Source organism: Azospirillum canadense (assembly GCF_025961225.1).
Taxonomy (GTDB): domain Bacteria; phylum Pseudomonadota; class Alphaproteobacteria; order Azospirillales; family Azospirillaceae; genus Azospirillum; species Azospirillum canadense.
This window is the reverse complement of record NZ_JAOQNG010000010.1, coordinates 1,176,875-1,197,175: the sequence shown is the minus strand read 5'-3', so window position 1 is coordinate 1,197,175 and position 20,301 is coordinate 1,176,875. Positions and strand designations below refer to the sequence as shown.

Below are 20,301 nucleotides of genomic sequence, written 5' to 3'. Positions count from 1 at the left end.
GTCCGGATGGCGCCGGTTACTTCAGCTCATCGAAGGTGTCGATGATGTGGCTGACGATGCCATATTCGCGGGCTTCGTCGGCCTGCATCCAGAAGTTCCGGTCGGTGTCCTTCGCGACCTTCTCGTAGGACTGGCCCGTCTCACGCGCGATGATCCGGTTCAGGCGCTCGCGCATGCGGATGATTTCCTTCGCCTCGATGGCGATGTCCGTCGCGCGTCCGCCCGTGCCGCCCAGCGGCTGGTGGATCAGGAAGCGGGTGTTGGGCAGGCAGAAGCGGTCTTCCTTCTTCGCGGCCAGGAAGATGTGGCAGCCCGCGCTGGCGACCCAGCCGGTGCCGAGCATCTTCACGCGCGGCTTCACGAAGCGGATCATGTCGTGGATGGTGTCGCCCGCCTCGACGTGGCCGCCGGGGGAGTTCACCACCACCGTGATGTCGTCGTTGCTCTCATGCGCCAAAGCCAGCAGCTGGGCGGAAACCGCCTGCGCCAGCTTCATGTCGATCTGGCCGAAGATCAGGACCGTACGCGCCTTGAACAGGTTCGACTGCACGGCCGCGAAGGGCGGCTGGGCGCTTTCCTTCGACTTCTCGTCCGGCTCCTGCTCGGGTTCGTCGTCGAAGCGGGTATATCCGTCGTGCGCCATCGTTTTTGATCTCCCTGACGTCGGCATAGTCTATCGGGGGCTTCGGCTGTCGTGCCTTTATCAGGCCATCGGATGTGAGCCGCATCGCGCCTCTCGGCTCTCCACATAGCCCGTATGGGGTCAATGTTCAACGGGCCGCAACGCCAAATCCCGCCCAGTTGCCATTGGGACGGCCCCCCGGAGATCGGCATAGGCCCCGCTTCGGACTTGCGCCTTCGGTTCCCCACTCGGCACACTGCCGGGCGGCAAGGGGAGTTTGGGTATGGACGGGGGCGGAGTCTCGGTCATCATCGCGGCCCACCGGGCGCACGACACGATCGCGCGCGCCGTTTCCAGCCTGCTGGACCAGGGTTGGGCCGACTGGGAGGCGGTGGTCGTCAGCGACGACGGGACCGACTACCGCGCCACGCTGGAGGCGGCCGGGCTGGGCAGCCCGCGGCTGGTCTTCACCGGCACCGGCCGGGTCGGGGCCGGCGCGCCGGCGGCCCGCAACGCCGGGCTCCGCGCCGCGTCGAAGCCGTTGGTGGCGCCGCTCGACGCCGACGACCGCTTCCTGCCCAACCGGCTCGCCCGGCTGGCACCGCTGGCGCTGCGGCATGGTGCCGCGGTGGACAATGTGGCCGTGGTGCGCGACCGCGACGGCGCGCCGCTCTCCACCCTCTTCCCGCCGACGGAGGAGGTGGGCGAACTCGACGGTGAGGCGTTCCTGGCGACCTCCGTGCCGATGTTCCCGGTGGTGCGCCGCGACCTCGTCCCCGGTTGGGAGGAGGATGTCAATTTCTGCGACGACGTGGTCTTCAACGTCCAGGTCATCGACCGCGTCGGCCCGCTGCCGCTGGTCGGCCAGCCGCTCTACGAGTACCGGCAGCGCGAGGGCTCCATCACCTTTTCCGCCGACAGCGGCGACCGTGCGGAGCGCTGCTACCGCCACGTCCTCGCCCGGCTGGCGGGTGACGGGCTGCGCATCGGGGACGAGTCCATTCGTCACCGCTTCGCCGCCGCGCTGGAGGCCAAGCGCGCCCTGAACGCCGCCTATGAGGCCGCGCACCGGGCCGGCCGCTGCGCCAACTTTCAGGAATTCCTGGCCTTGCGGGAGAAGTCCTTGGCCGGGTAGTCGCCGACCGGGCTCAGGTGCGTGATCAGCCCGGCGCCCGGCCGGTACAGGTGCAGCGCCAGGGCGGACGCCTCCTCCGTCCAGCGGTAGGGCGGCTCCGGCGTCAGGTCCAGCGCGATCTGGTAGGCGATCGACGGCGCCACATAGCCGTAGGCGCCGTTCCAGTTCAGCGCGGTCTGCCGGTGGGTGTGGCCGCTGAGAATGGCCAGCACGTTCCGGTTCGCCTGTACCAACCGACCCAGTTCGTCCGCCCCGTCCAGGCAGCGCAGCGTGTCCAGGAAGGCGAGCCCGGTGTCGAAGGGCGGGTGGTGCAGGGCGATGATGGTCGGCCGCTCCGGCTGCTCGGCCAGCCGCTCCGCCGTCCAGGCGAGTCGCCGCTCGCACAGGGCGCCCACCGGGCTGCCCGCCACCACCGAGTCGAGCATCAGGATGCGGACGGGAAACTCTTCCACGGCGTACTGGATGAAGTCGCCCTGGATGACCTCGTTGGCCATGGGCATCCAGCCCGCGCCGGCGAAGGTCCGCCGCAGCCCGTCGCGGTCGTCGTGGTTGCCGGCCAGCACCCGGTAGGGGATGGCGAGCGGCGCCAGAATCTCCGCCAGCGCCTCGTACTCGCCAGGCTTCGGGCCGTTGATCAGGTCGCCGGTGATCAGCACCAGGTCGGGCCGCGGGTCCAGCGCGTTCAGGTGGGCGATCGCCGCCGCCAGCCGCGCGTTGGTGTCGTAGTCGGTGGTGGGGGTGCTTCCGGGCGCCGTCACATGCAGGTCGGAGATCTGGGCGATCAGCATCGGGCACCCATCGATGGATTGTTGCCGGGAGGTTTTCCCGGGCATCGACATCGCCGATTTTGCAACGGCGGGCAAGCATTCCGTCGGGCGGCAAACCTTCCTTTACACTTCGATGACTATCGTACTCGACAGATCGGTCGTGTTGCATCGGGATGGGGTATGGGCACCTCCACCACCTGCCTGCTCGGGCGTCTGCTGTCGAATGGGAAGTTCTGGCTGAAGCGCGCGCGAATCGACGCCGCTCACCTCGCCGCCGACAGTCCTCCTATCGGGCCTCCTGTCGGGCCGGACGGCGCGTTGCTTGCCGACCTCCGCATTGAGCAGGGGATCATCCGCGCCATCCTGCCTGCCGGCGAGTCGCCCTGCTGCGCGCCGGGCCTGTGCCTGGACGGCGGCAGCGTCGTCCCCTTGAACGCCCCCTTGAACGCTGGCGGCCGCATCGGACCCGGCATGCCCGCCGATCTGGCGCTGGTCACCGCCGACGGGGAACGGCTGATTATGCAGGGTGGGCAGATGGTTTCCGGGACGGATCGCCTGTATACTGCGTAAAGGCGCGCAACTTTCTCGACTTCGGCGGAAAATTGAACGATAGAGTTCAGTTCGCTGCCCGCCTCCTATCGCGGCGCGGTTGAAACGAAACGTCCCATCCGCTCCGCCGCGCGCGGAAGGGCTTGTCCGGGTCCCGTTTTCATGCGCCACACGCTTCGGATCGTCGCCCTTCTGGTTCTGGTCGCCCTCGGCGGTGGCGCCTACTGGTACTTCGTGAAGCAGGGCGGGACCATCGAGACGCTGCTGGCCGGGACGGTCGTTCCCTCGCCCGGCGGCGCGTCCGCCGCGAAGCCGGGCGGTCCGGCCGGCGGCCCCCCCGGCGGCATGCCGCCGATGCCGGTGGAGGCGGTGCCGGTCCGTGTCGGTGCCGTGTCGCGCACGGTGACCGCGGTGGGCTCGCTCCTGTCCAACGAATCGGTTGTCATCCGGCCGGAGGTCGCCGGCAAGATCGCCGAGATCGCCTTCCAGGAAGGGCAGGCCGTCAAGAAGGGCGCCGTGCTGATCCGGCTGGACGACAGCATCGCCCGCGCCACCCTGGCCCAGGCGCAGGCGAGCATCGCCTTTTCCCGCGCGGAGCTGAACCGTGCCGACGAGCTGTTCCGGCAGAAGACCGGCCCCGCCCGCAACAAGGAGCAGGCGCAGGCCAAGCTCCAGGCCGACGAGGCGGCGATCCAGCTCGCCAAGGCGCAGCTGGAGAAGATGACCCTGGTCGCCCCCTTCGACGGTGTGCTGGGCCTGCGCAAGGTCTCGGTCGGCGACGTGGTGGCCGCCGGCAAGGACATCGTGAACCTTGAGGCCATCGACACCCTGAAGCTCGACTTCCGCGTGCCGGAACTGTACCTGCCCGCGGTCAAGACCGGGCAGACGCTCCAGGTCGCGGTGGACGCCTTCGCCGGCCGGACCTTCGACGGCAAGGTCATCGCCATCGACCCGCTGGTCGACGTGAACGGCCGCGCCGTGGCGGTCCGCGCCCGCGTCGCCAACACCGACGGGTCCTTGCGCCCCGGCCTGTTCGCCCGCGTCAGCCTGACCATCGACACCCAGCCGAACGCCGTGCTGGTGCCGGAGCAGTCGATCGTCGCCTTCGGCAACAAGCAGTTCGTCTTCAAGGTCGTGGAGGGCAAGGCCGTGCAGGCCCCCGTGACGCTCGGCGGCCGTCGTAACGCGGAGGTGGAGATTGCGGACGGCCTGAAGCCGGGCGACATGGTTGTCACCGCCGGCCAACTGAAGATCCGTGACGGCGCCTCGGTCGCGGTCATGAACGCCAAGCCGGCGGGGAGCTGATACGATGGTCCTCTCCGACATCTCCATCCGCCGGCCGGTCCTGGCGACGGTGATGAGCCTCGCGCTCATGCTGATCGGCCTCGTCTCCTACCAGCGCCTGTCGGTGCGCGAATACCCGAAGATCGACGAGCCCGTCGTGACGGTGGAGACCACCTACAAGGGCGCGTCCGCCGAGATCATCGAGACCCAGGTCACCCAGATCCTGGAGGACAGCCTGTCCGGCATCGAGGGCATCGACGTGATGTCTTCCATCAGCCGCGCGGAGAAGAGCCAGATCACGCTCCGCTTCCGCCTGGACCGCAACGTGGACGTGGCGGCCAGCGACGTGCGCGACCGCACTGGCCGCGTGCGCGCCCAGCTGCCCAACGAGATCGACGAGCCGGTCATCGCGAAGGTGGAGGCCGACGCCCAGCCGATCCTCTACCTCGCCTTCTCCTCCGACCGGCATTCGTCGCTGGACGTCACCGACTTCGCCGACCGCTACGTCAAGGACCGCCTGCAGAACCTGCCCGGCGTCGCCCAGGTGCGCATCTTCGGCGAGCGGCGCTTCGCCATGCGGCTGTGGCTCGACCCGCAGCGCATGGCCGCCTACCGCGTCACGCCGCAGGACGTGGAGAACGCGCTGCGCAAGCAGAACGTGGAGATCCCCGCCGGCCGCGTGGAGAGCAAGGCGCGCGAGTTCACCGTGGTGTCGGAAACCGACCTGCGCACGCCCGAGGAGTTCGACCGCATCATCCTGCGCGACGAGGCCGGCTACCTCGTCCGCCTCAAGGACGTCGGCCATGCCGAGGTCGGCGCGCTGGACGAGCGCGTCAGCGCCCGCTTCAACGGCCGCCCGGCCGTCGCCATCGGCGTGGTGAAGCAGTCCACCGCCAACCCGCTGGACGTGTCCAAGGCGGTCAACGAGGCGCTGCCGAAGATCCGCGCCGCCGTGCCCGACGGCATGGGGGTGGACGTCGCCTACGACAGCTCCGTCTTCATCGCCCGGTCGATCGACGCGGTGTTCCACACGATCTTCGAGGCGATCGTGCTGGTCGTGCTGGTCATCTTCGTCTTCCTGCGCAGCCTTCGCGCCACGCTGGTGCCGCTGGTGACCATCCCCGTGTCGCTGATCGGCGCCTTCGCGCTGATGTACGCTTTCGGCTTCTCCGTCAACACGCTGACGCTGCTGTCCATGGTGCTGGCCATCGGCCTCGTCGTCGACGACGCCATCGTGATGCTGGAGAACATCTACCGCCACGTGGAGGAAGGGATGCCCCCCTTCCAGGCGGCGCTGAAGGGCTCCAAGGAGATCGGCTTCGCGGTCATCGCCATGACCATCACGCTGGCCGCGGTCTACGCCCCCATCGGCTTCATGACCGGCCGCACCGGGCGCCTCTTCTCCGAATTCGCGCTGACTCTGGCTGGTGCGGTGATCGTGTCGGGCTTCGTCGCCCTGACGCTGTCGCCGATGATGTGTTCCAAGCTGCTGAAGCACCAGACCAAGCACAACGTCGTCTACAACGCCATCGAGCGGCTGCTGAACGGCATGACCAACGGCTACCGCGCGATCCTGCGCCTGTCGCTGCGCGCCCGGCCGCTGGTGCTGCTGGTCGGGGCGGTCGTCGCGGGGCTCAGCTACACCCTGTTCACCGGCCTGAAGTCGGAGCTGGCGCCGGTGGAGGACCGCGGCACCATCGTCGGCATCGCCATCGCGCCGGAAGGCTCCACGCTCGATTACACCGAGGGCTACGCCAAGCGCATGGAAGCGCTGTTCCGCGACATCCCGGTGCTGGAGAAGTTCTTCGTCGTGGTGGGCTTCCCGGTGGTGAACCAGGGCATCAGCTTCGTCCGCCTCGTCGATTGGGACCAGCGCGATGTGAAGCAGCAGGCGATCACCGCGCAGCTGTTCCCGAAGATGTTCGGCATCCCCGGCATCCTGGCCTTCGTCACCAACCCGCCGTCGCTGGGCCAGAGCCCGGTGGAAAAGCCGGTCAACTTCGTCATCCAAAGCTCGCTTCCCTACGGCGAGCTTCAGAAGATGGTCGACGGCCTGCTGGCGGAGGCGCGCAAGTTCCCCGGCCTGACCAACCTCGACACCGACCTCAAGTTGAACAAGCCGGAGCTGCGCATCACCATCGACCGCGACAAGGCGGCCGACCTGGGCGTGGACGTGGACACGGTGGGCCGCACCCTGGAAACGCTGCTCGGCGGCCGGCAGGTGACGCGCTTCAAGAAGGAAGGCAAGCAGTACGACGTGATCGTGAAGGTCGCGGACGTGGACCGGCGCAACCCGGACGACATCGCCTCCATCTACGTGCGCGGCACGCCGCCCATGGCGTCGGCGACCGGGGTCGGCACCACCGTGGGGTCGATGATCTCGCTCGCCAACCTCGTCCACGTGGAGGAGCGGGTGGCGCCCAAGGAGCTGAACCACTTCAACAAGCTGCGCTCCGTCACCATCACCGCCACGCTCGCGCCGGGCACCTCGCTGGGCGAGGCGCTGGGCTACCTGCGGGACGCGGCGAACCGCGTCCTCCCCGTCACCGCCCAAACCGACTACGCCGGCCAGAGCCGCGAGTTCCGCGAATCGGCAACCGGCCTCTACTTCGTCTTCGTGCTGGCGCTAGCCTTCATCTATCTCGTGCTGGCCGCACAGTTCGAAAGCTTCATCGACCCCTTCGTCATCATGCTGACCGTGCCGCTGTCGATGACCGGCGCGCTGGCGGCGCTGCATTTCACCGGCGCCACGATGAACGTGTACAGCCAGATCGGCCTCGTCACACTGGTCGGCCTGATCACCAAGCACGGCATCCTGATCGTGGAGTTCGCCAACCAGCTCCAGCGCGAGGGGGTGGACATCCGCAAGGCGGTGGAGGAGGCGGCTGTTCTGCGCCTGCGCCCCATCCTGATGACCACCGGCGCCATGGTGCTGGGCGCCTTGCCGCTCGCCAACGCCCACGGCGCCGGCGGCGAGAGCCGGCAGGCCATCGGCGCGGTGATCGTCGGCGGCATGATGCTGGGCACCTTCCTGACGCTGTTCGTCGTGCCGACGGTCTACAGCTACATCGCCAAGAAGAAGCCCTTCCCCGCGGAGGAGGACGTCACCGCCCACCCGCCGCACGGGGCCACGCCGCGCCCGGCGGAGTGATCACGACCCTCTTTCTAGTTCCCTCTCCCCGGAGGGGAGAGGGAGAATGGGATAGCGTCAAAACCTCTCCCGCATCTCCGGCAGGGTGGCGATCCGCACGCCCTTCGCTTCCAGCGTCTTCCGCAGGTTCGTCGCCATGACGACCGCGCTCGGTTCGTCGCCGTGGACGCAGACGGAATGGGCGGTGCAGGGGATACGCTTGCCGGTGACCGACACGATCACGCCTTCCTCCAGCATGCGCAGCACGTTGGTAGCCGCGACCTCCGGATCGTGGATCATCGCGCCGGGCTGGGCGCGTGAGACGAGGTTGCCGCTGTCGTCGTAGGCGCGGTCGGCGAACACCTCCTCCGCGGTGGCAAGGCCCAACCGGCGGCCGGCCTCGGCCATCTCCGACCCGGCAATGGCCAGGAAGATCAGCGACGGATCGACGCCCTTGATGGCGCGGCCGATGGCCATGGACAGGGACTCGTCCACTGCCGCCATGTTGCTCAGCGCGCCGTGCGGCTTCACATGGGTGACACGACCGCCGCAGGTCGCGGCGATGCCCATCAACGCGCCGATCTGGTAGGCGACCATGGCTTCCAGTTCCGCCGCCGAAAGGCGCATCTGGCGGCGGCCGAAGCCCTGCAGGTCCGGGAAGGCCGGATGGGCGCCCAGGCTGACGCCGTTGCTGAGCGCACTCTTCACCGTGCGCGTCATCACCAGCGGGTCGCCCGCGTGATAGCCGCAGGCGATGTTGGCCGACGCGACGACGCCCAGCATCGCCTCGTCGTCGCCGATGGCATAGGCGCCGAACCCTTCACCCAGGTCGGCGTTCAGGTTGACCGTGATGGTCATGATGCCCTCCCGTTCATATTTCCGGCCATGTTCTCGGCGTTCAGGATGTCACCGTTGCCGTTCACGATGTCCACGACGCCGGACACGAGGTTTTCCGAATAGAGCGCGTCCAGGTCCACGCCGCCCGCCGGGCGCACCGTGCGAATGGCGCGGATCCAGCCCGCGATGGCCTGTTCCTGCCGGCGGCGGATACCCTCCGCCTCATCCACACCCACCGCGCGGAAGGCCAGCGCATCGCCCGGCCGCAGCCGGCCGACGCGCGGCAGGTCGGCGGAGATCACCGTGGCGATCTTGGCGTAGCCGCCGGCCGTCTGGTGGTCGTTCAGCAGCAAGATCGGCTGACCGTTGCCCGGCACCTGGATCGAGCCCGTCACCAGCCCATCCGACGGGATGTCGGCCGAACCCCTGTGCGCCAGCGTCGGTCCCTCCAGCCGCAGTCCCATGCGGTCGGCGTCCTTGCCGACGCGGTAGGTGGCGGACAGGAAGGTCTCCACCGCCGCAGCGGTGAAGCGGTCGTCCTGCGGCCCCAGCACCACGCGCACCGGCCCGCCGCCATAGTCCGGCGGCTCCGGCAACTCCACGTCGTCCCCCCCTGGCGCCGCGTCGCGGACCAGCGGAAGCCGAGCGCCATCGCCCAGCGGCTTGCCCCCCAGCGGCCCAATGCCGGCCCGCACATAGGTGGACAGGCTGCCCAGGAACGGCTCCAGCGCGAAGCCGCCGGCCACGGCCAGATAGGCGACCGACGCGCCGGTCACCGCGCCCAGCGCCAGCACGTCGCCACAATTGAGCGTGTGCGTGCGGTAGGGCTCCAGCGCTGCGGGCGGCTGCCCCTCGCGCTCCATCCGCAGGGCCATGGGGCCGACGACCGCGACGCGCACCGATTCGGCCTCGACCTTCAGCGCCGGACCGAGCAGGGCGATCTCCACCCCCGCCGTTCCCGCCGGATTGCCGACCAGCGCGTTGGCCAGCCGCAGGGCGATAGGGTCGAGCGCGCCGGCCACCGGCATGCCCAGCTCCTGGTACCCGACGCGGCCGAGATCCTGGATGGTGGCGAACAGGCCGGGTCTAACCACACGCAATCCGGGCGCGCTCATGCCGATGCCCTCAACGTCTCCGGATCGAATCGCCCTGCGGCGACCTCCGCCACCAGCGCGTCGTGGTGCGCCCGGTCCACCGCCTCGAACCGCACCCGGTCGCCGGCCGCCAGCAGGACGGGGGAGGGGCGGGTGCCGTCATAAAGCGGCACCGGACAGTGGCCGATCAGGTGCCAGCCGCCGGGGCTCTCCCACGGGTAGACGGTGGTCAGCCGACCCGCCATGGCGACGGAACCCGCCGGCACGCGCACGCGCGGCTCCGTCCGGCGTGGCCGTTCCAGCTCCACGGGAAGGTCTCCCATGTAGCCGAAGCCCGGCATGAAGCCCAGCATGTAGACGAAATACTCCGTTGCCCCATGCAACGCGGCCAGCCGTTCCGGCGTCAGCCCCAGCGCGGCGGAGACCTCCTCCAGGTCGGGGCCAAGCTCCGGGTCGTAGCAGACCGGCAGGCGCCACAGCGCGCCCTCCGCCGCCGCCGCGTCGTCGGGAACGATCTGCGCCTCCACCGCGGCCTGGACGACCCGGCGGCTGGTCGCCGCCGGGTCGTAGACCACCTGGAGGGAGCGGAAGGTCGGCACCGTCTCCACCAACCCCGGCACCGCCGCCCGCTTCAGGCGGGCGTGCAGCGCCATCACGCGGGCGTTGGTCGGCCGGTCGATGCCCTCGCCGAACTCGACGTTGAAGGCGGTGTCGCCGGCCGTCGTGAAACGCACGTCCCCAATAGCGGCCACTTGTCCGGTCCTCACCCGATCATCTTCGACGGCAGCCACGTCACCAGACCCGGGAACAGCCACAGCAGGACGACCATCAGCACCATGACGGCGAAGAAGGGGAAGCTCGCCTTGCCGATGGTGAAGATGTCCTTGCCGGTCATCGGCTGCAAAACGAACAGGTTGAAGCCGACCGGCGGGGTGATCTGCGCCATCTCCACCACGATCACGATGTAGATCCCGAACCACAGCAGGTCGATCCCCGCCTTCTGCACCATCGGCATGATGACCGACGTGGTCAGCACCACCATGGAGATGCCGTCCAGGAAACAGCCCATGATGACGAAGAAGATCGTCAGCACGACCAGCAGCGCCGCGGTGGACAGCTGCATGGAGGTGATCCACTCCGCCAGCAGGCGCGGGATGCCGGTGTAGCCCATGGCGACGGTCAGGAAGGCGGCGCCCGCCAGGATGAAGCCGATCATGCAGGAGGTGTGGGCCGCGCCCAGCACGCTGTCGCGGAAGGTTGTCCAGTTCAGCGTGCCGGTGACCAGCGCCAGCACCAGCGATCCCAGGACTCCGACGCCCGCGGCCTCCGTCGGCGTGGCGATGCCGATGTAGATGGAGCCGAGCACGGCGACGATCAGCAGAACCACGGGGATCAGCGACCCGGTGTCGCGGATCTTCTCCGCAAAGCTCTGCGGCGGCTCCGGCGGCGGCACGCGGCCGGGGTTCAGGGCGGACCAGCCCGCGACATAGGCCATGAACAGGCCGGTCAGCAGGATGCCGGGGATGACGCCGGCGATGAACAGGCGGGCGATGGACACGTCGGCGGCGACGCCGTAGACGATCATGATGATCGACGGCGGGATCAGCAGGCCCAGCGTGCCGGCGCCGGCCAGAGAGCCCACGATCATCATCGGATCGTAGCCGCGCCGGGTCAGCTCCGGAATCGTCATGCGCCCGATGGTCGCGGCCGTCGCGGCCGACGAGCCGGACACGGCGGCGAAGATGGAGCAGCCAACGATGTTCACATGCATCAGCCGGCCGGGCAGCCAGCCCATCCAGGGCGCCAGCCCCTTGAACATGTCCGACGAGATGCGCGTGCGGAACAGAATCTCGCCCATCCAGATGAACAGCGGCAGCGCGGTCAGCGTCCAGCTGGTGCTGGCCCCCCAGACGTTGGTCGCCATGACCAGCCCGATGGGGCGCGACGTGAACAGGGCCATGGCGACGAAGCCGACGCCGGCCAGCGCCAGCGCGACCCAGATGCCGGCGCCCAGCATCACGAACATCGTGAGCATGACGACGATGGAGGCGGTGGATTGGTCCATGGTTCAGCCCTCGCTCTGCAGGCCGGCGCTCTGGTAGGACGCCTCGCGCCCCATCAGCACCGCGATCAGGTCGTCCAGCAGCGCCACCACCAGCACCACCAGCCCGGCGGCCATGGCCGCCTGCGGGATCCACAGCGGGATCGGCAGCACGCCCTGGCTGAGATCGCCGAAATCGTAGGAATCGTAGGTCATGCGCAGCCAGTAGAAAGCGAAATAGAGGCTGAGCGCGCTGGCGAAGCCCAGGCAGATCACCTCGAACACGCGCCGCACGCCCCCATGCAGGCGATCCACCAGCACGCCGACGCGGATGTGCGCGCCGCGGCGCAGCGCCGGCCCCAGCATCAGGAAGAAGGACGCGGCCATGCAGTAGCCGGCCAGCTCGTCGGCCCCCGGCACCATGCGCCCGACCAGGCGGGAAAAGACCTGGCTGACGATCAGCACGCCGATCAGCACCAGGAACACCGCGCCCAGGAACTCGGCGGCGCGGTAGAGGAAGGACAATGCGGTGCGCATGGCGCAACCACCTCCAGAAATCGGGCGGGGAGTTGGGGAGAGTTGTTCTTGTGTGGGCGCTTTGCCCCCACCCTCCCGCTCTCGGCGGACCGAAGGTCCGCCTGCCGCGTCAGCGCAAGCTACGCTTGCGCGAGAGCTTCGCGGGTCCCTCCCCTGCGAAGCGGGGGAGGGTTAGGGTGGGGGCAATACTCAGCCCTTTGCTGGACCTTACTTCTTATACGCCGCGATGATCGCCTCGCCGTCGGCGCCCGCCGCCTTCATCCACTCGTCGGTCATGGTCTTGCCGATGGCGGCGAAGCCGTCCTTGATGGCGGGGGTCGGGGCCAGGACCTTCATGCCGTTGTCGGCCAGCGTCTTGTTCAGGTCGGCGGTTTTCTTCTCCCACTCGGTCCAGCCCGTGGCCTCGGCCTTGGCGGCGGCCTCCTGGATGGCCTTCTGGGTGGCGGCGTCCAGGCCCTTCCAGACCTCGGCGCTGACGAAGACCATGTTGCGCGGCAGCCAGGCCTGGATGTCGTAATAGTCCTTCACGAAGTCCCAGGCCTTGGTGTCCACGCCGGTCGCGGCCGAGGTGATCATGGCCGTCACGATGCCGGTGCCGAAGGCCTGGGCGACCTCCGCGGCCTCGATCTTGGTCGGGACGGCGCCCGACAGTTCGGCGATGCGGGTGGTGGCCGGGTTGTAGGCGCGGAACTTCTGGCCCTTCAGGTCGGCGACGGAGGCGATGTCCTCCTTCACGTACAGGCCCTGCGGCGGCCACGGAATGGAGTAGAGAAGCTTCAGGCGCTGGCGCTCCAGCTTCTTCTCCAGATACGGCTTGGAAACCTCGTAGAGCTTCTTCGACGACGCGAAGTCGGTCGCCAGGAACGGCACCGAGTCGAGGCCGTAGAGCGGATCCTCGTTCGCCCAGGAGCTGATCAGCACCTCGCCCAGCTGCGCTTGGCCGGACTGCACGGCGCGCTTGATCTCCGGATGCTTGATCAGGGAGCCGTTGGAATGGACGGTGATCTGGATCTTGCCGCCCGTGGCCGCCTTCACGTCGTCGGCGAACTGGCGCACCACGATGGTGTGCAGGTTCGTGTCGGGATAGGGCGTCGGCATGTCCCAGGTCTCGGCGAAGGCCGCGACCGGGGTGGCGAGGCCGATGGCGAAGGCGGCGCCGATGAGGGTGGAACGCAGGCTGATCGCGGTCATGTTGTGGGTGCCCCCCTGTTATGTGACCGGTTTGGTGTCGGGCCGATCTTCCGATGTCGCCGCCGTGCGCGCAAGGGGCCGCCGTGTTACCCCGTATGCAGATGTACGCGTGCCATGTCGCTTGACAGCGTACGGGGCTCAGGTATTTTCAGTTTTTGAAACCGGCGAGTTTCATTTTTTCTTCATCGGACATTCGAGGTTTCGGGATTAATGCCCCTCGACGCGGCAACTGGCGACGCGGCACCCGGCTGGCGCCTGAAGCGACGCGAAGCGATCCTCGCGGCCGCCTCGACCCTGTTCGCGCAGCGCAGCTACGCCGCGGTCCAGGTGGACGAGGTGGCGAAGCTGGCGGGGGTGGGGAAGGCGACGCTCTACCGCTATTTTCCGTCCAAGGAAGATTTGTACCTCGAATCGTTGGCCCGCGCACTCGATGAGTTGGAAGGCCGGATGTCGGCCCTGGCGCCGGTCGGTTCCGACCCGTGCAGCCGGCTGTGCGCCTGGGCGTCGGCGCTGATCGACATTTTCGGGGAACAGCTGCCGACGCTGAAGATCATCGGCGGCCACCAGTCCGACCTAGCGGAGCAGGGGCGCCGCCTGATCCGCCACCGCAACGCCCACATGGCCGCGGTCCTGCGCACCGTGCTGGAGGACGGCATCGCCGCCGGCCAGTTCCGCGCGCTCGACACCGACATCACGCCGATGCTGATCATCGGCATGGTGCGCGGCGGCGTCATGGGGCTGGGCGACCGCCCGCGCGAGCAACTGGAACGCGCCGTCCTCGATTTCGTGACGGCGGGCACCACCAAAACCGATACCGCCCCAACAGACACCACCACTGCGGCCAGGGCCGAAGCCCTGCCTGATCGAGGCCACCGCGCCGGGAGTTCGACGTGACGAGACGCATAGTGTTTCCGGTCCTGCTGGTGGCTGCGCTGGCTGGCGGCGGGTACTGGTACAGCCTGAAGACCGGCGGGGCGGAGGTCGCCAAGGCCGCCGCCCCGGCCAGCGCCCCGCGCGCCGTGCCGGTGGTGGTGAAACCGGTGGAGGCGCGCGCGGTCCCGGAACGGCTCGGCACGATTGGATCGGTCCAACCTTTGGCGGCGATCGCCATCAAGGCGCGCGTCGACACAGTGGTGGACACTGTCCACTTCACCGAGGGGCAGGAGGTGAAGGCGGGCGACCTGCTGTTCTCGCTCGACGCTCGCGCGCTCGACGCCCAGCTCCGCCAAGCCCAGGCCAACCTGGAGCGCGACAAGGCCAATCTGGAGAAGGCCCGCGGCGACGTGCGGCGCTACAGCGAGCTGGTGCGCTCCAACGCCATCTCGCGCCAGCAGCTCGACGCCGCCATCGCCACGGCGGACGCGCTGGAAGGCACGGTGAAGGCCGACAACGCCGCGATCGAGGCGGCGCGGGTCGCGCTGTCCTTCACCCGCATCACCGCCCCCATGGACGGCCGCACCGGTGCGGTCAACGCCAAGGCCGGCACCATGGTGCGCGCGGCCGACGCCACGCCGCTGGTCACCCTGACCCAGCTGCGCCCGATCACCGTCGCCTTCAACGTGCCGGAACGCCACCTGCCGACCATCCGCAAGGCCATGGAAACGGGCAAGCTGCCGGTCACCGCCGGCATCCCCGGCGACAGCCGCGCGCCGGAAGACGGCGTCCTGTCCTTCGTGGACAGCCAGGTGGACCAGCAGTCCGGCACCATCCTGGTGAAGGGCCAGTTCCCCAACACCGACACCCGCCTGTGGCCCGGCCAGTTCGTGGACGTCGTGCTGACCCTGCGCGTCGAGCCGCAGGCCCTGACCCTGCCCGACGAGTCGGTGCAGACCGGCCAGGAGGGCCGCTTCGTCTACGTCGTGAAGGGTGACGACACCGTGGAGGTCCGCCCGGTGACCGTGTCGCGCAGCCAGGACGGCCTCGCCATCATCGCCAGCGGCCTCCAGGCCGGCGAGCGGGTGGTGGTGGACGGCCAGTCCCGCCTCTTCCCCGGCGCCAAGGTCAGCGCTCGGGGGGATGAGAAGGGCGGTGATGCGAAGAAGAAGAGCGACCTCGCCCCCGCATCTCCCGGGGGTGCGTCGTGAGCATTTCCGAACTCTGCATCCGCCGTCCGGTGATGACCATCCTGCTGACGGCGGCGCTCGTGCTGGGGGGCCTTGCGGCCTACCGCCAGCTGCCGGTCGCGGCGCTGCCGCGGGTGGATTTCCCGGTCATCAACGTGTCCGCCACGCTGCCGGGCGCCAGCCCGGAGACGATGGCCGCGTCGGTGGCGAGCCCGCTTGAGCGCGAGTTCTCCACCATCGCCGGCATCGACACGCTGACCTCCACCTCCAGCCTCGGCAACACGTCGATCACCATCCAGTTCGTGCTGGAACGGGACATCGACGCCGCCGCGCAGGACGTCCAGGCGGCCATCGCCCGCACCCAGCGCCGCCTGCCGGCGGAGATGACCACCCCGCCCAGCTACCGCAAGGTCAACCCGGCCGACGCGCCGATCCTGCTGCTGTCGCTCAGCTCCCCGACGCTGCCGCTGTCGCAGCTGAACGATTTCGCGGAAACCGCGGTGCAGCCGAAGGTGGCCACCCTGCCGGGCATCGCGCAGGTGCAGATCTACGGGTCGCAGAAATACGCGGTCCGCGTCCAGGTCGATCCCAACGCCCTGTCGGTGCGCGGCATCGGCATTGACGAGCTGCAAAAGGCCCTGGCCGCGGCCAACGCCAACACGCCGGTCGGCACCCTGTCCGGCGACAAGCAGCAGCTGGTCATCGCCGCCAACCCGCAGCTTCCCAACGCCGCGGCTTTCCGCGACTTGATCATCGCCTGGCGCAACGGCGCGCCGGTGCGGCTGGGCGACGTCGGCGCCGTGCTGGACAGCGTGGAGAACATCCGCACCGCCAGCTGGCACAACGGCACACGCGCCATCGTGCTGGCCGTGCAGCGCCAGCCCGACGCCAACACGGTGGAGGTGGTGGACCGGGTGAGGGCCCTGCTGCCGACCTTCCGCGCCCAGCTGCCGCCCAGCGCCAAGGTGGAGGTGATGAACGACCGTTCCACCTCGATCCGTCAGGCTGTGGAGGACGTGCAGTTCACGCTCGGCCTGACCATTGCGCTGGTCGTGATGGTGATCTTCCTGTTCCTGCGCCGTCTGTCGGCGACGCTGATCCCGGCCCTGACCGTGCCCATCTCGCTGATCGCCACGGCCGGCGGCATGCATGTGATGGGCTTCTCCATCGACAACATCTCGCTGATGGCGCTGACGCTGGCCGTGGGCCTTGTCGTCGACGACGCCATCGTGATGATGGAGAACATCGTCCGCTACGTCGAAGAGGGCATGCGCCCCTATGAGGCGGCCATCAAGGGCTCGCGCGAGATCGGCTTCACCATCGTGTCGATCACGCTGTCGCTGGTGGCGGTTTTCATCCCCATCCTGATGATGGGCGGCGTGGTCGGCCGCGTGTTCCACGAATTCGCGCTGGTCGTGACCATGTCCATTGCCGCGTCGGCCTTCGTGGCGCTGACGCTGACGCCGATGATGTGCTCCCGCATGCTGTCGCACGAGCCGCACGGCGCGAAGGAGGGCCTGTTCGGTCGCATCCTGGAAGGCGGCTTCGACGCGCTGCTGCGCGGCTATGGCTCGACCTTGCGGCTGGCGCTGAAGTACCGGCCGATCATGGGCCTCGTCATGCTCGGCACGGTGGCCGGCTCGGTCATGCTGTTCCAGGCCATCCCGAAGGGCTTCTTCCCGACGGAGGACATCGGCCAGATCTCCGTCTCTACGGAGGCGGCGCCCGACATCTCCTTCCCGGCGATGGCGGAGCGGCAGCAGAAGGTCGCCGCGATCATCAAGGCCCACCCGGCGGTGGACGACGTCACTTCCTCCGTCGCGGTCGGCGGCAACTCCATCAACTCCGGCCGCATGTTCGTCGTGCTGAAGCCGCGGGAGGAGCGTGTCGGCGCGGGCGAGGTGATCCAGCAGCTGCGCCGCCAGCTGGCCGGCATTCCCGGCATGGCGGTCTTCATGCAGCCGGTGCAGAACCTGCGCATCGGCGGCCGCCAGTCCAAGAGCCTGTACCAGTACACCATCCAGGGCCTGGACCTGGATGAGCTGTACCAGTGGTCGGGCCGTCTGGAACGCGCCCTGCACGACATCCCGATCCTGCAGGACGTGACCAGCGACCTCCAGCTGAACAGCCCGCAGGCCTACGTGCATGTGGACCGCGAGAAGGCGGCGACGCTGGGCATCGGCGTGGACCAGGTGCGCTCCACCCTCTACAGCGCCTTCGGCCAGCGCCAGGTCTCGACCATCTACACGCCCAGCAACGACTACCAGGTGCTGATCGAACTGGCGCCAAAGTACCAGGTCGGCGACGACGCGCTGTCGCGCATCTACGTCCGCTCCACCACGGGCAAGCTCGTGCCGCTGGACGCCTTCGCCAGCGTGCAGCGCACCGCCGGGCCGCTGACGGTCAACCACCAGGGCCAGCTTCCGGCCGTGACGCTGTCCTTCAACCTCGCCCCCGGCGCCGCACTGGGCGACGCCGTGGCCGCGATCCGCACCGTGGAGCAGGAGATGGCGTTGCCCGCGACCATCACCACCGGCTTCGCCGGCACCGCCCAGGTCTTCCAGGACGCCCAGGCCGGCCAGGGCCTGCTTCTGCTGGCCGCGGTGCTGGTGATCTACATCGTGCTGGGCGTCCTCTACGAGAGCTTCATCCACCCGCTGACCATCCTGTCGGGCCTGCCCTCGGCGGCCATCGGCGCGCTCGCCACGCTGATGGTGTTCGGGCAGGAACTCAGCATGATCGCGATCATCGGCATCCTGATGCTGATCGGCATCGTGAAGAAGAACGCGATCATGATGATCGACTTCGCGGTGGACGCGCAGCGCAACCAGGGCATGACCGCGCGCGAGGCGATCGAGCAGGCCTGCCTGCTGCGCTTCCGCCCGATCATGATGACGACCATGGCGGCGGTCATGGGCACCCTGCCCATCGCCATCGCCCACGGCGCCGCGGCCGAACTGCGCCAGCCGCTCGGCCTCGCCGTGGTGGGCGGCCTGTGCGTGTCGCAGATCCTGACGCTCTACATCACGCCGGTCCTCTACCTCTACATGGACAGCGCCGGCAACGCGGTGGCCCGCCTGCTGAAACGCCGCCCCACCGTCGCCCCCGACGCCGGTCACCCGGTCCCCGGCGGGGAGTGACGCAAATCCTTCCCCTCTCCCTGCACCGCAGGGAGAGGGAGGGACCCATGGCACAGCCATGGGAGGGTGAGGGCTAGGTCTTCCCGAGAAACCAAGCCCTCACCCTCCCACACCTTCGGTGCGGGCCCCTCCCTCTCCCGGCCCGGCCGGGCGAGGGGGATGACTCTCGCCACCGCGCACCAAACACTCCACCATCAGACGCACGTGGATCGGCAAGTCGATCATCCGGCGCACGCAGACGTACAGCCGCCGCACCGCCCAGGCGTCCGTCAACCGCACCGCGCGGATCTTGGCGAAACGCCGGCAGCGCCGCGCCGATGATTCGGGAATGACGGCCAGCCCGACCCCCCGTTCGACCATCCGGCAGATCGCGTCGAAGCCGCGGACCCGGACGCGCAGCTTCAGCGGCTGGCCCACCCGGATCGCCTGATCGTCGATGTGCTTTTGAAGCGCGCTACCGGCACCCAGCCCCACGAAGCCGTGCCCGACCACCTCCCGGAAGGCGATCCCCCGCCGCCCCGCCAGCGCGTGACCGCGCGGCACGACCAGCACCAGCCGGTCGGTGCGGAACGGGAAGGTTTCCAGCCCGGACCGGTCGGCGTAATCGGCGACCACCCCTGCGTCGGCCAAGCCCTCCGCCACCATCCGCACGATGGCGTCGCTGGGCTTCTCCTCCAACTCCACGTCAATGTTGGGATGCTCGGCCAGGAAGAGCGCCAGCGCTTCCGGCAGAAATTCGGCGAGGGCGGCCGTGTTGGACAGCAGGCGCACATGGCCCTTCAGCCCCTGCGCGTAGGCCCCCAACTCGCCGCGCATGCGCTCCAACTGCTGCAGCACGATGCGCGCGTGCGCCGTCAGGGCGTCACCGGCCGGCGTCGGCCGCACGCCCCGCCGGCCCCGGTCGAGCAGCGGGACGCCCAGCGTCTCCTCCATGCCGCGGATGCGAGCGCTGGCCGATGCCAGCGCCAGATGCGAGCGCTCGGCGCCATGGGTGATGCTCGCCGCTTCGACGACGTGCAGGAACAGGCGCAGGTCGATCAGGTCGAATCGCATGGGTGTCACCTCGCGGAACGTGCCTTCGGCAAAAACGAAGGCTGGCTTTGCGACATCCACATTGCCTTGGCATCGCGAGTGGCTTCAAGTCGCACCCATGATGGACTTGCCACTCTCCCTCCTGGCCCATGTGGCCGTCACCTTCACCCTCGCCGGCCTCGTCAAGGGCATGATCGGCCTGGGTTTGCCGACGGTCGCCGTCGGCCTCCTCGGCTTGGTGATGCCGCCGTCGGAGGCGGCGGCGCTGCTCGTCGTGCCTTCGCTTGTGACGAACGTCTGGCAGCTCGCCGCGGGCCCGCGGTTCGGCGTGGTCCTGGACCGGCTGTGGCCGATGATGCTCGGGATTTCGCTCGGAACCTGGGTCGGGACGAGCCTGCTGGCCGGCGTCCAGGCCGAACACGCGGTCCGGGCGCTGGGCGTCGCGCTGCTGGTGTACGCCTTGGTCGGCTTGGCAAAGGTGTCAATGCGCGTGCCAGCACGCGCCGAGTTCTGGCTGTCGCCGCTGGTCGGGGCCGCCACCGGCGTGGTCACCGCCGCGACGGGCGTCTTCGTGGTCCCCGCCGTGCCCTACCTCCAGGCGCTCGGCCTCGACCGCGACGGGCTGATCCAGGCGCTCGGCCTGTCCTTCACGGTCTCCACCCTGGCGCTGGCCGCCGGCCTCGCCCAGCAAGGCCTTCTCCAGGGTGGGATTGCCGGCGCCTCCGCGGCCGCGTTGGTCCCGGCGCTGGCCGGCATGTTCTTGGGCCAATGGCTGCGCCGGCGCGTCCACGCGGAAACCTTCCGGCGCTGCTTCTTCCTGGGCCTGCTGGCGCTCGGGACGGTCCTGGCCGTGGGGCACGGCGAGTGACCGTCGTTGCA

At 68.9% G+C, this 20,301-nt stretch carries 17 protein-coding genes; 8 read left to right on the top strand and 9 right to left on the bottom strand.

Translation table 11 applies throughout. The annotated features are described in order from the left end of the window. Positions 1 to 16 precede the first annotated feature (16 nt). Positions 17 to 643 (bottom strand): ATP-dependent Clp protease proteolytic subunit, encoded by a 627-nt coding sequence (locus tag M2351_RS41350; RefSeq protein ID WP_264661769.1) that lies wholly within the window; start codon positions 641 to 643, stop codon positions 17 to 19. Positions 644 to 905: 262 nt separating this feature from the next. On the opposite strand from M2351_RS41350, the gene M2351_RS41345 reads away from it, so the two are divergent. Next, positions 906 to 1,757 (top strand): glycosyltransferase family 2 protein, encoded by an 852-nt coding sequence (locus tag M2351_RS41345; protein ID WP_264661768.1) that lies wholly within the window; start codon positions 906 to 908, stop codon positions 1,755 to 1,757. Here the strand turns inward: M2351_RS41345 and M2351_RS41340 are convergent. Beyond that, on the bottom strand, positions 1,715 to 2,545 hold the full coding sequence (locus tag M2351_RS41340) for a phosphodiesterase (RefSeq protein WP_264661767.1): 831 nt from the start codon (positions 2,543 to 2,545) through the stop codon (positions 1,715 to 1,717). The genes M2351_RS41345 and M2351_RS41340 overlap by 43 nt on opposite strands. Positions 2,546 to 2,704: 159 nt before the next feature. On the opposite strand from M2351_RS41340, the gene M2351_RS41335 reads away from it, so the two are divergent. The 3 genes from M2351_RS41335 to M2351_RS41325 all read left to right on the top strand — a co-directional run bounded on the left by M2351_RS41335 (position 2,705) and on the right by M2351_RS41325 (position 7,508). Further along, positions 2,705 to 3,094: a hypothetical protein gene (locus M2351_RS41335; protein ID WP_264661766.1), complete on the top strand. Its 390-nt coding sequence runs from the start codon at positions 2,705 to 2,707 to the stop codon at positions 3,092 to 3,094. A 141-nt stretch (positions 3,095 to 3,235) separates the two neighbouring features. Then, entirely contained in the window at positions 3,236 to 4,378 is a 1,143-nt protein-coding gene (locus M2351_RS41330; protein WP_264661765.1) for an efflux RND transporter periplasmic adaptor subunit, read from the top strand. A 4-nt stretch (positions 4,379 to 4,382) separates the two neighbouring features. Next, positions 4,383 to 7,508: an efflux RND transporter permease subunit gene (locus M2351_RS41325; protein WP_264661764.1), complete on the top strand. Its 3,126-nt coding sequence runs from the start codon at positions 4,383 to 4,385 to the stop codon at positions 7,506 to 7,508. A 57-nt stretch (positions 7,509 to 7,565) separates the two neighbouring features. Here M2351_RS41325 and M2351_RS41320 read toward each other — a convergent pair whose 3' ends face one another. From M2351_RS41320 to M2351_RS41295, 6 genes are all read right to left on the bottom strand, one after another. Continuing rightward, positions 7,566 to 8,345 carry a LamB/YcsF family protein gene (locus tag M2351_RS41320; RefSeq protein WP_264661763.1) on the bottom strand — a complete coding sequence of 260 codons (780 nt, stop codon included), beginning with the start codon at positions 8,343 to 8,345 and terminating at the stop codon, positions 7,566 to 7,568. Continuing rightward, on the bottom strand, positions 8,342 to 9,439 hold the full coding sequence (locus tag M2351_RS41315; protein ID WP_264661762.1) for a 5-oxoprolinase subunit C family protein: 1,098 nt from the start codon (positions 9,437 to 9,439) through the stop codon (positions 8,342 to 8,344). Before M2351_RS41315 ends, M2351_RS41320 begins: the two co-directional genes overlap by 4 nt. Further along, positions 9,436 to 10,170: a 5-oxoprolinase subunit PxpB gene (gene pxpB / locus M2351_RS41310; RefSeq protein WP_264661761.1), complete on the bottom strand. Its 735-nt coding sequence runs from the start codon at positions 10,168 to 10,170 to the stop codon at positions 9,436 to 9,438. Before pxpB ends, M2351_RS41315 begins: the two co-directional genes overlap by 4 nt. An 11-nt stretch (positions 10,171 to 10,181) precedes the next feature. Then, entirely contained in the window at positions 10,182 to 11,483 is a 1,302-nt protein-coding gene (locus M2351_RS41305) for a TRAP transporter large permease (protein ID WP_264661760.1), read from the bottom strand. 3 nt (positions 11,484 to 11,486) lie between these two features. Beyond that, a complete protein-coding gene (locus M2351_RS41300; RefSeq protein ID WP_264661759.1) occupies positions 11,487 to 11,996 on the bottom strand; it encodes a TRAP transporter small permease in 510 nt (169 codons plus the stop codon). A 207-nt stretch (positions 11,997 to 12,203) separates the two neighbouring features. After that, positions 12,204 to 13,187 (bottom strand): TRAP transporter substrate-binding protein, encoded by a 984-nt coding sequence (locus M2351_RS41295; RefSeq protein WP_264661758.1) that lies wholly within the window; start codon positions 13,185 to 13,187, stop codon positions 12,204 to 12,206. Positions 13,188 to 13,397: 210 nt separating this feature from the next. Here M2351_RS41295 and M2351_RS41290 point away from each other — a divergent pair, with 210 nt between their 5' ends. The 3 genes from M2351_RS41290 to M2351_RS41280 are packed head-to-tail and all read left to right on the top strand — an operon-like array spanning position 13,398 to position 18,390. Then, a complete protein-coding gene (locus tag M2351_RS41290; protein WP_264661757.1) occupies positions 13,398 to 14,081 on the top strand; it encodes a TetR/AcrR family transcriptional regulator in 684 nt (227 codons plus the stop codon). After that, positions 14,078 to 15,271 (top strand): efflux RND transporter periplasmic adaptor subunit, encoded by a 1,194-nt coding sequence (locus M2351_RS41285; protein ID WP_264661756.1) that lies wholly within the window; start codon positions 14,078 to 14,080, stop codon positions 15,269 to 15,271. The genes M2351_RS41290 and M2351_RS41285 overlap by 4 nt, the downstream gene beginning before the upstream one ends. Next, the gene (locus tag M2351_RS41280) at positions 15,268 to 18,390 is read left to right on the top strand and encodes an efflux RND transporter permease subunit (RefSeq protein WP_264661755.1); all 3,123 of its coding nucleotides are present in this window, start codon (positions 15,268 to 15,270) and stop codon (positions 18,388 to 18,390) included. Before M2351_RS41285 ends, M2351_RS41280 begins: the two co-directional genes overlap by 4 nt. A 99-nt stretch (positions 18,391 to 18,489) precedes the next feature. Here M2351_RS41280 and M2351_RS41275 read toward each other — a convergent pair whose 3' ends face one another. Further along, positions 18,490 to 19,443 (bottom strand): LysR family transcriptional regulator, encoded by a 954-nt coding sequence (locus M2351_RS41275; protein ID WP_264661754.1) that lies wholly within the window; start codon positions 19,441 to 19,443, stop codon positions 18,490 to 18,492. Between the two features lie 97 nt (positions 19,444 to 19,540). On the opposite strand from M2351_RS41275, the gene M2351_RS41270 reads away from it, so the two are divergent. After that, positions 19,541 to 20,290, top strand: a complete 750-nt coding sequence (locus M2351_RS41270; RefSeq protein ID WP_264661753.1) for a sulfite exporter TauE/SafE family protein — start codon at positions 19,541 to 19,543, stop codon at positions 20,288 to 20,290. Positions 20,291 to 20,301 lie beyond the last annotated feature (11 nt).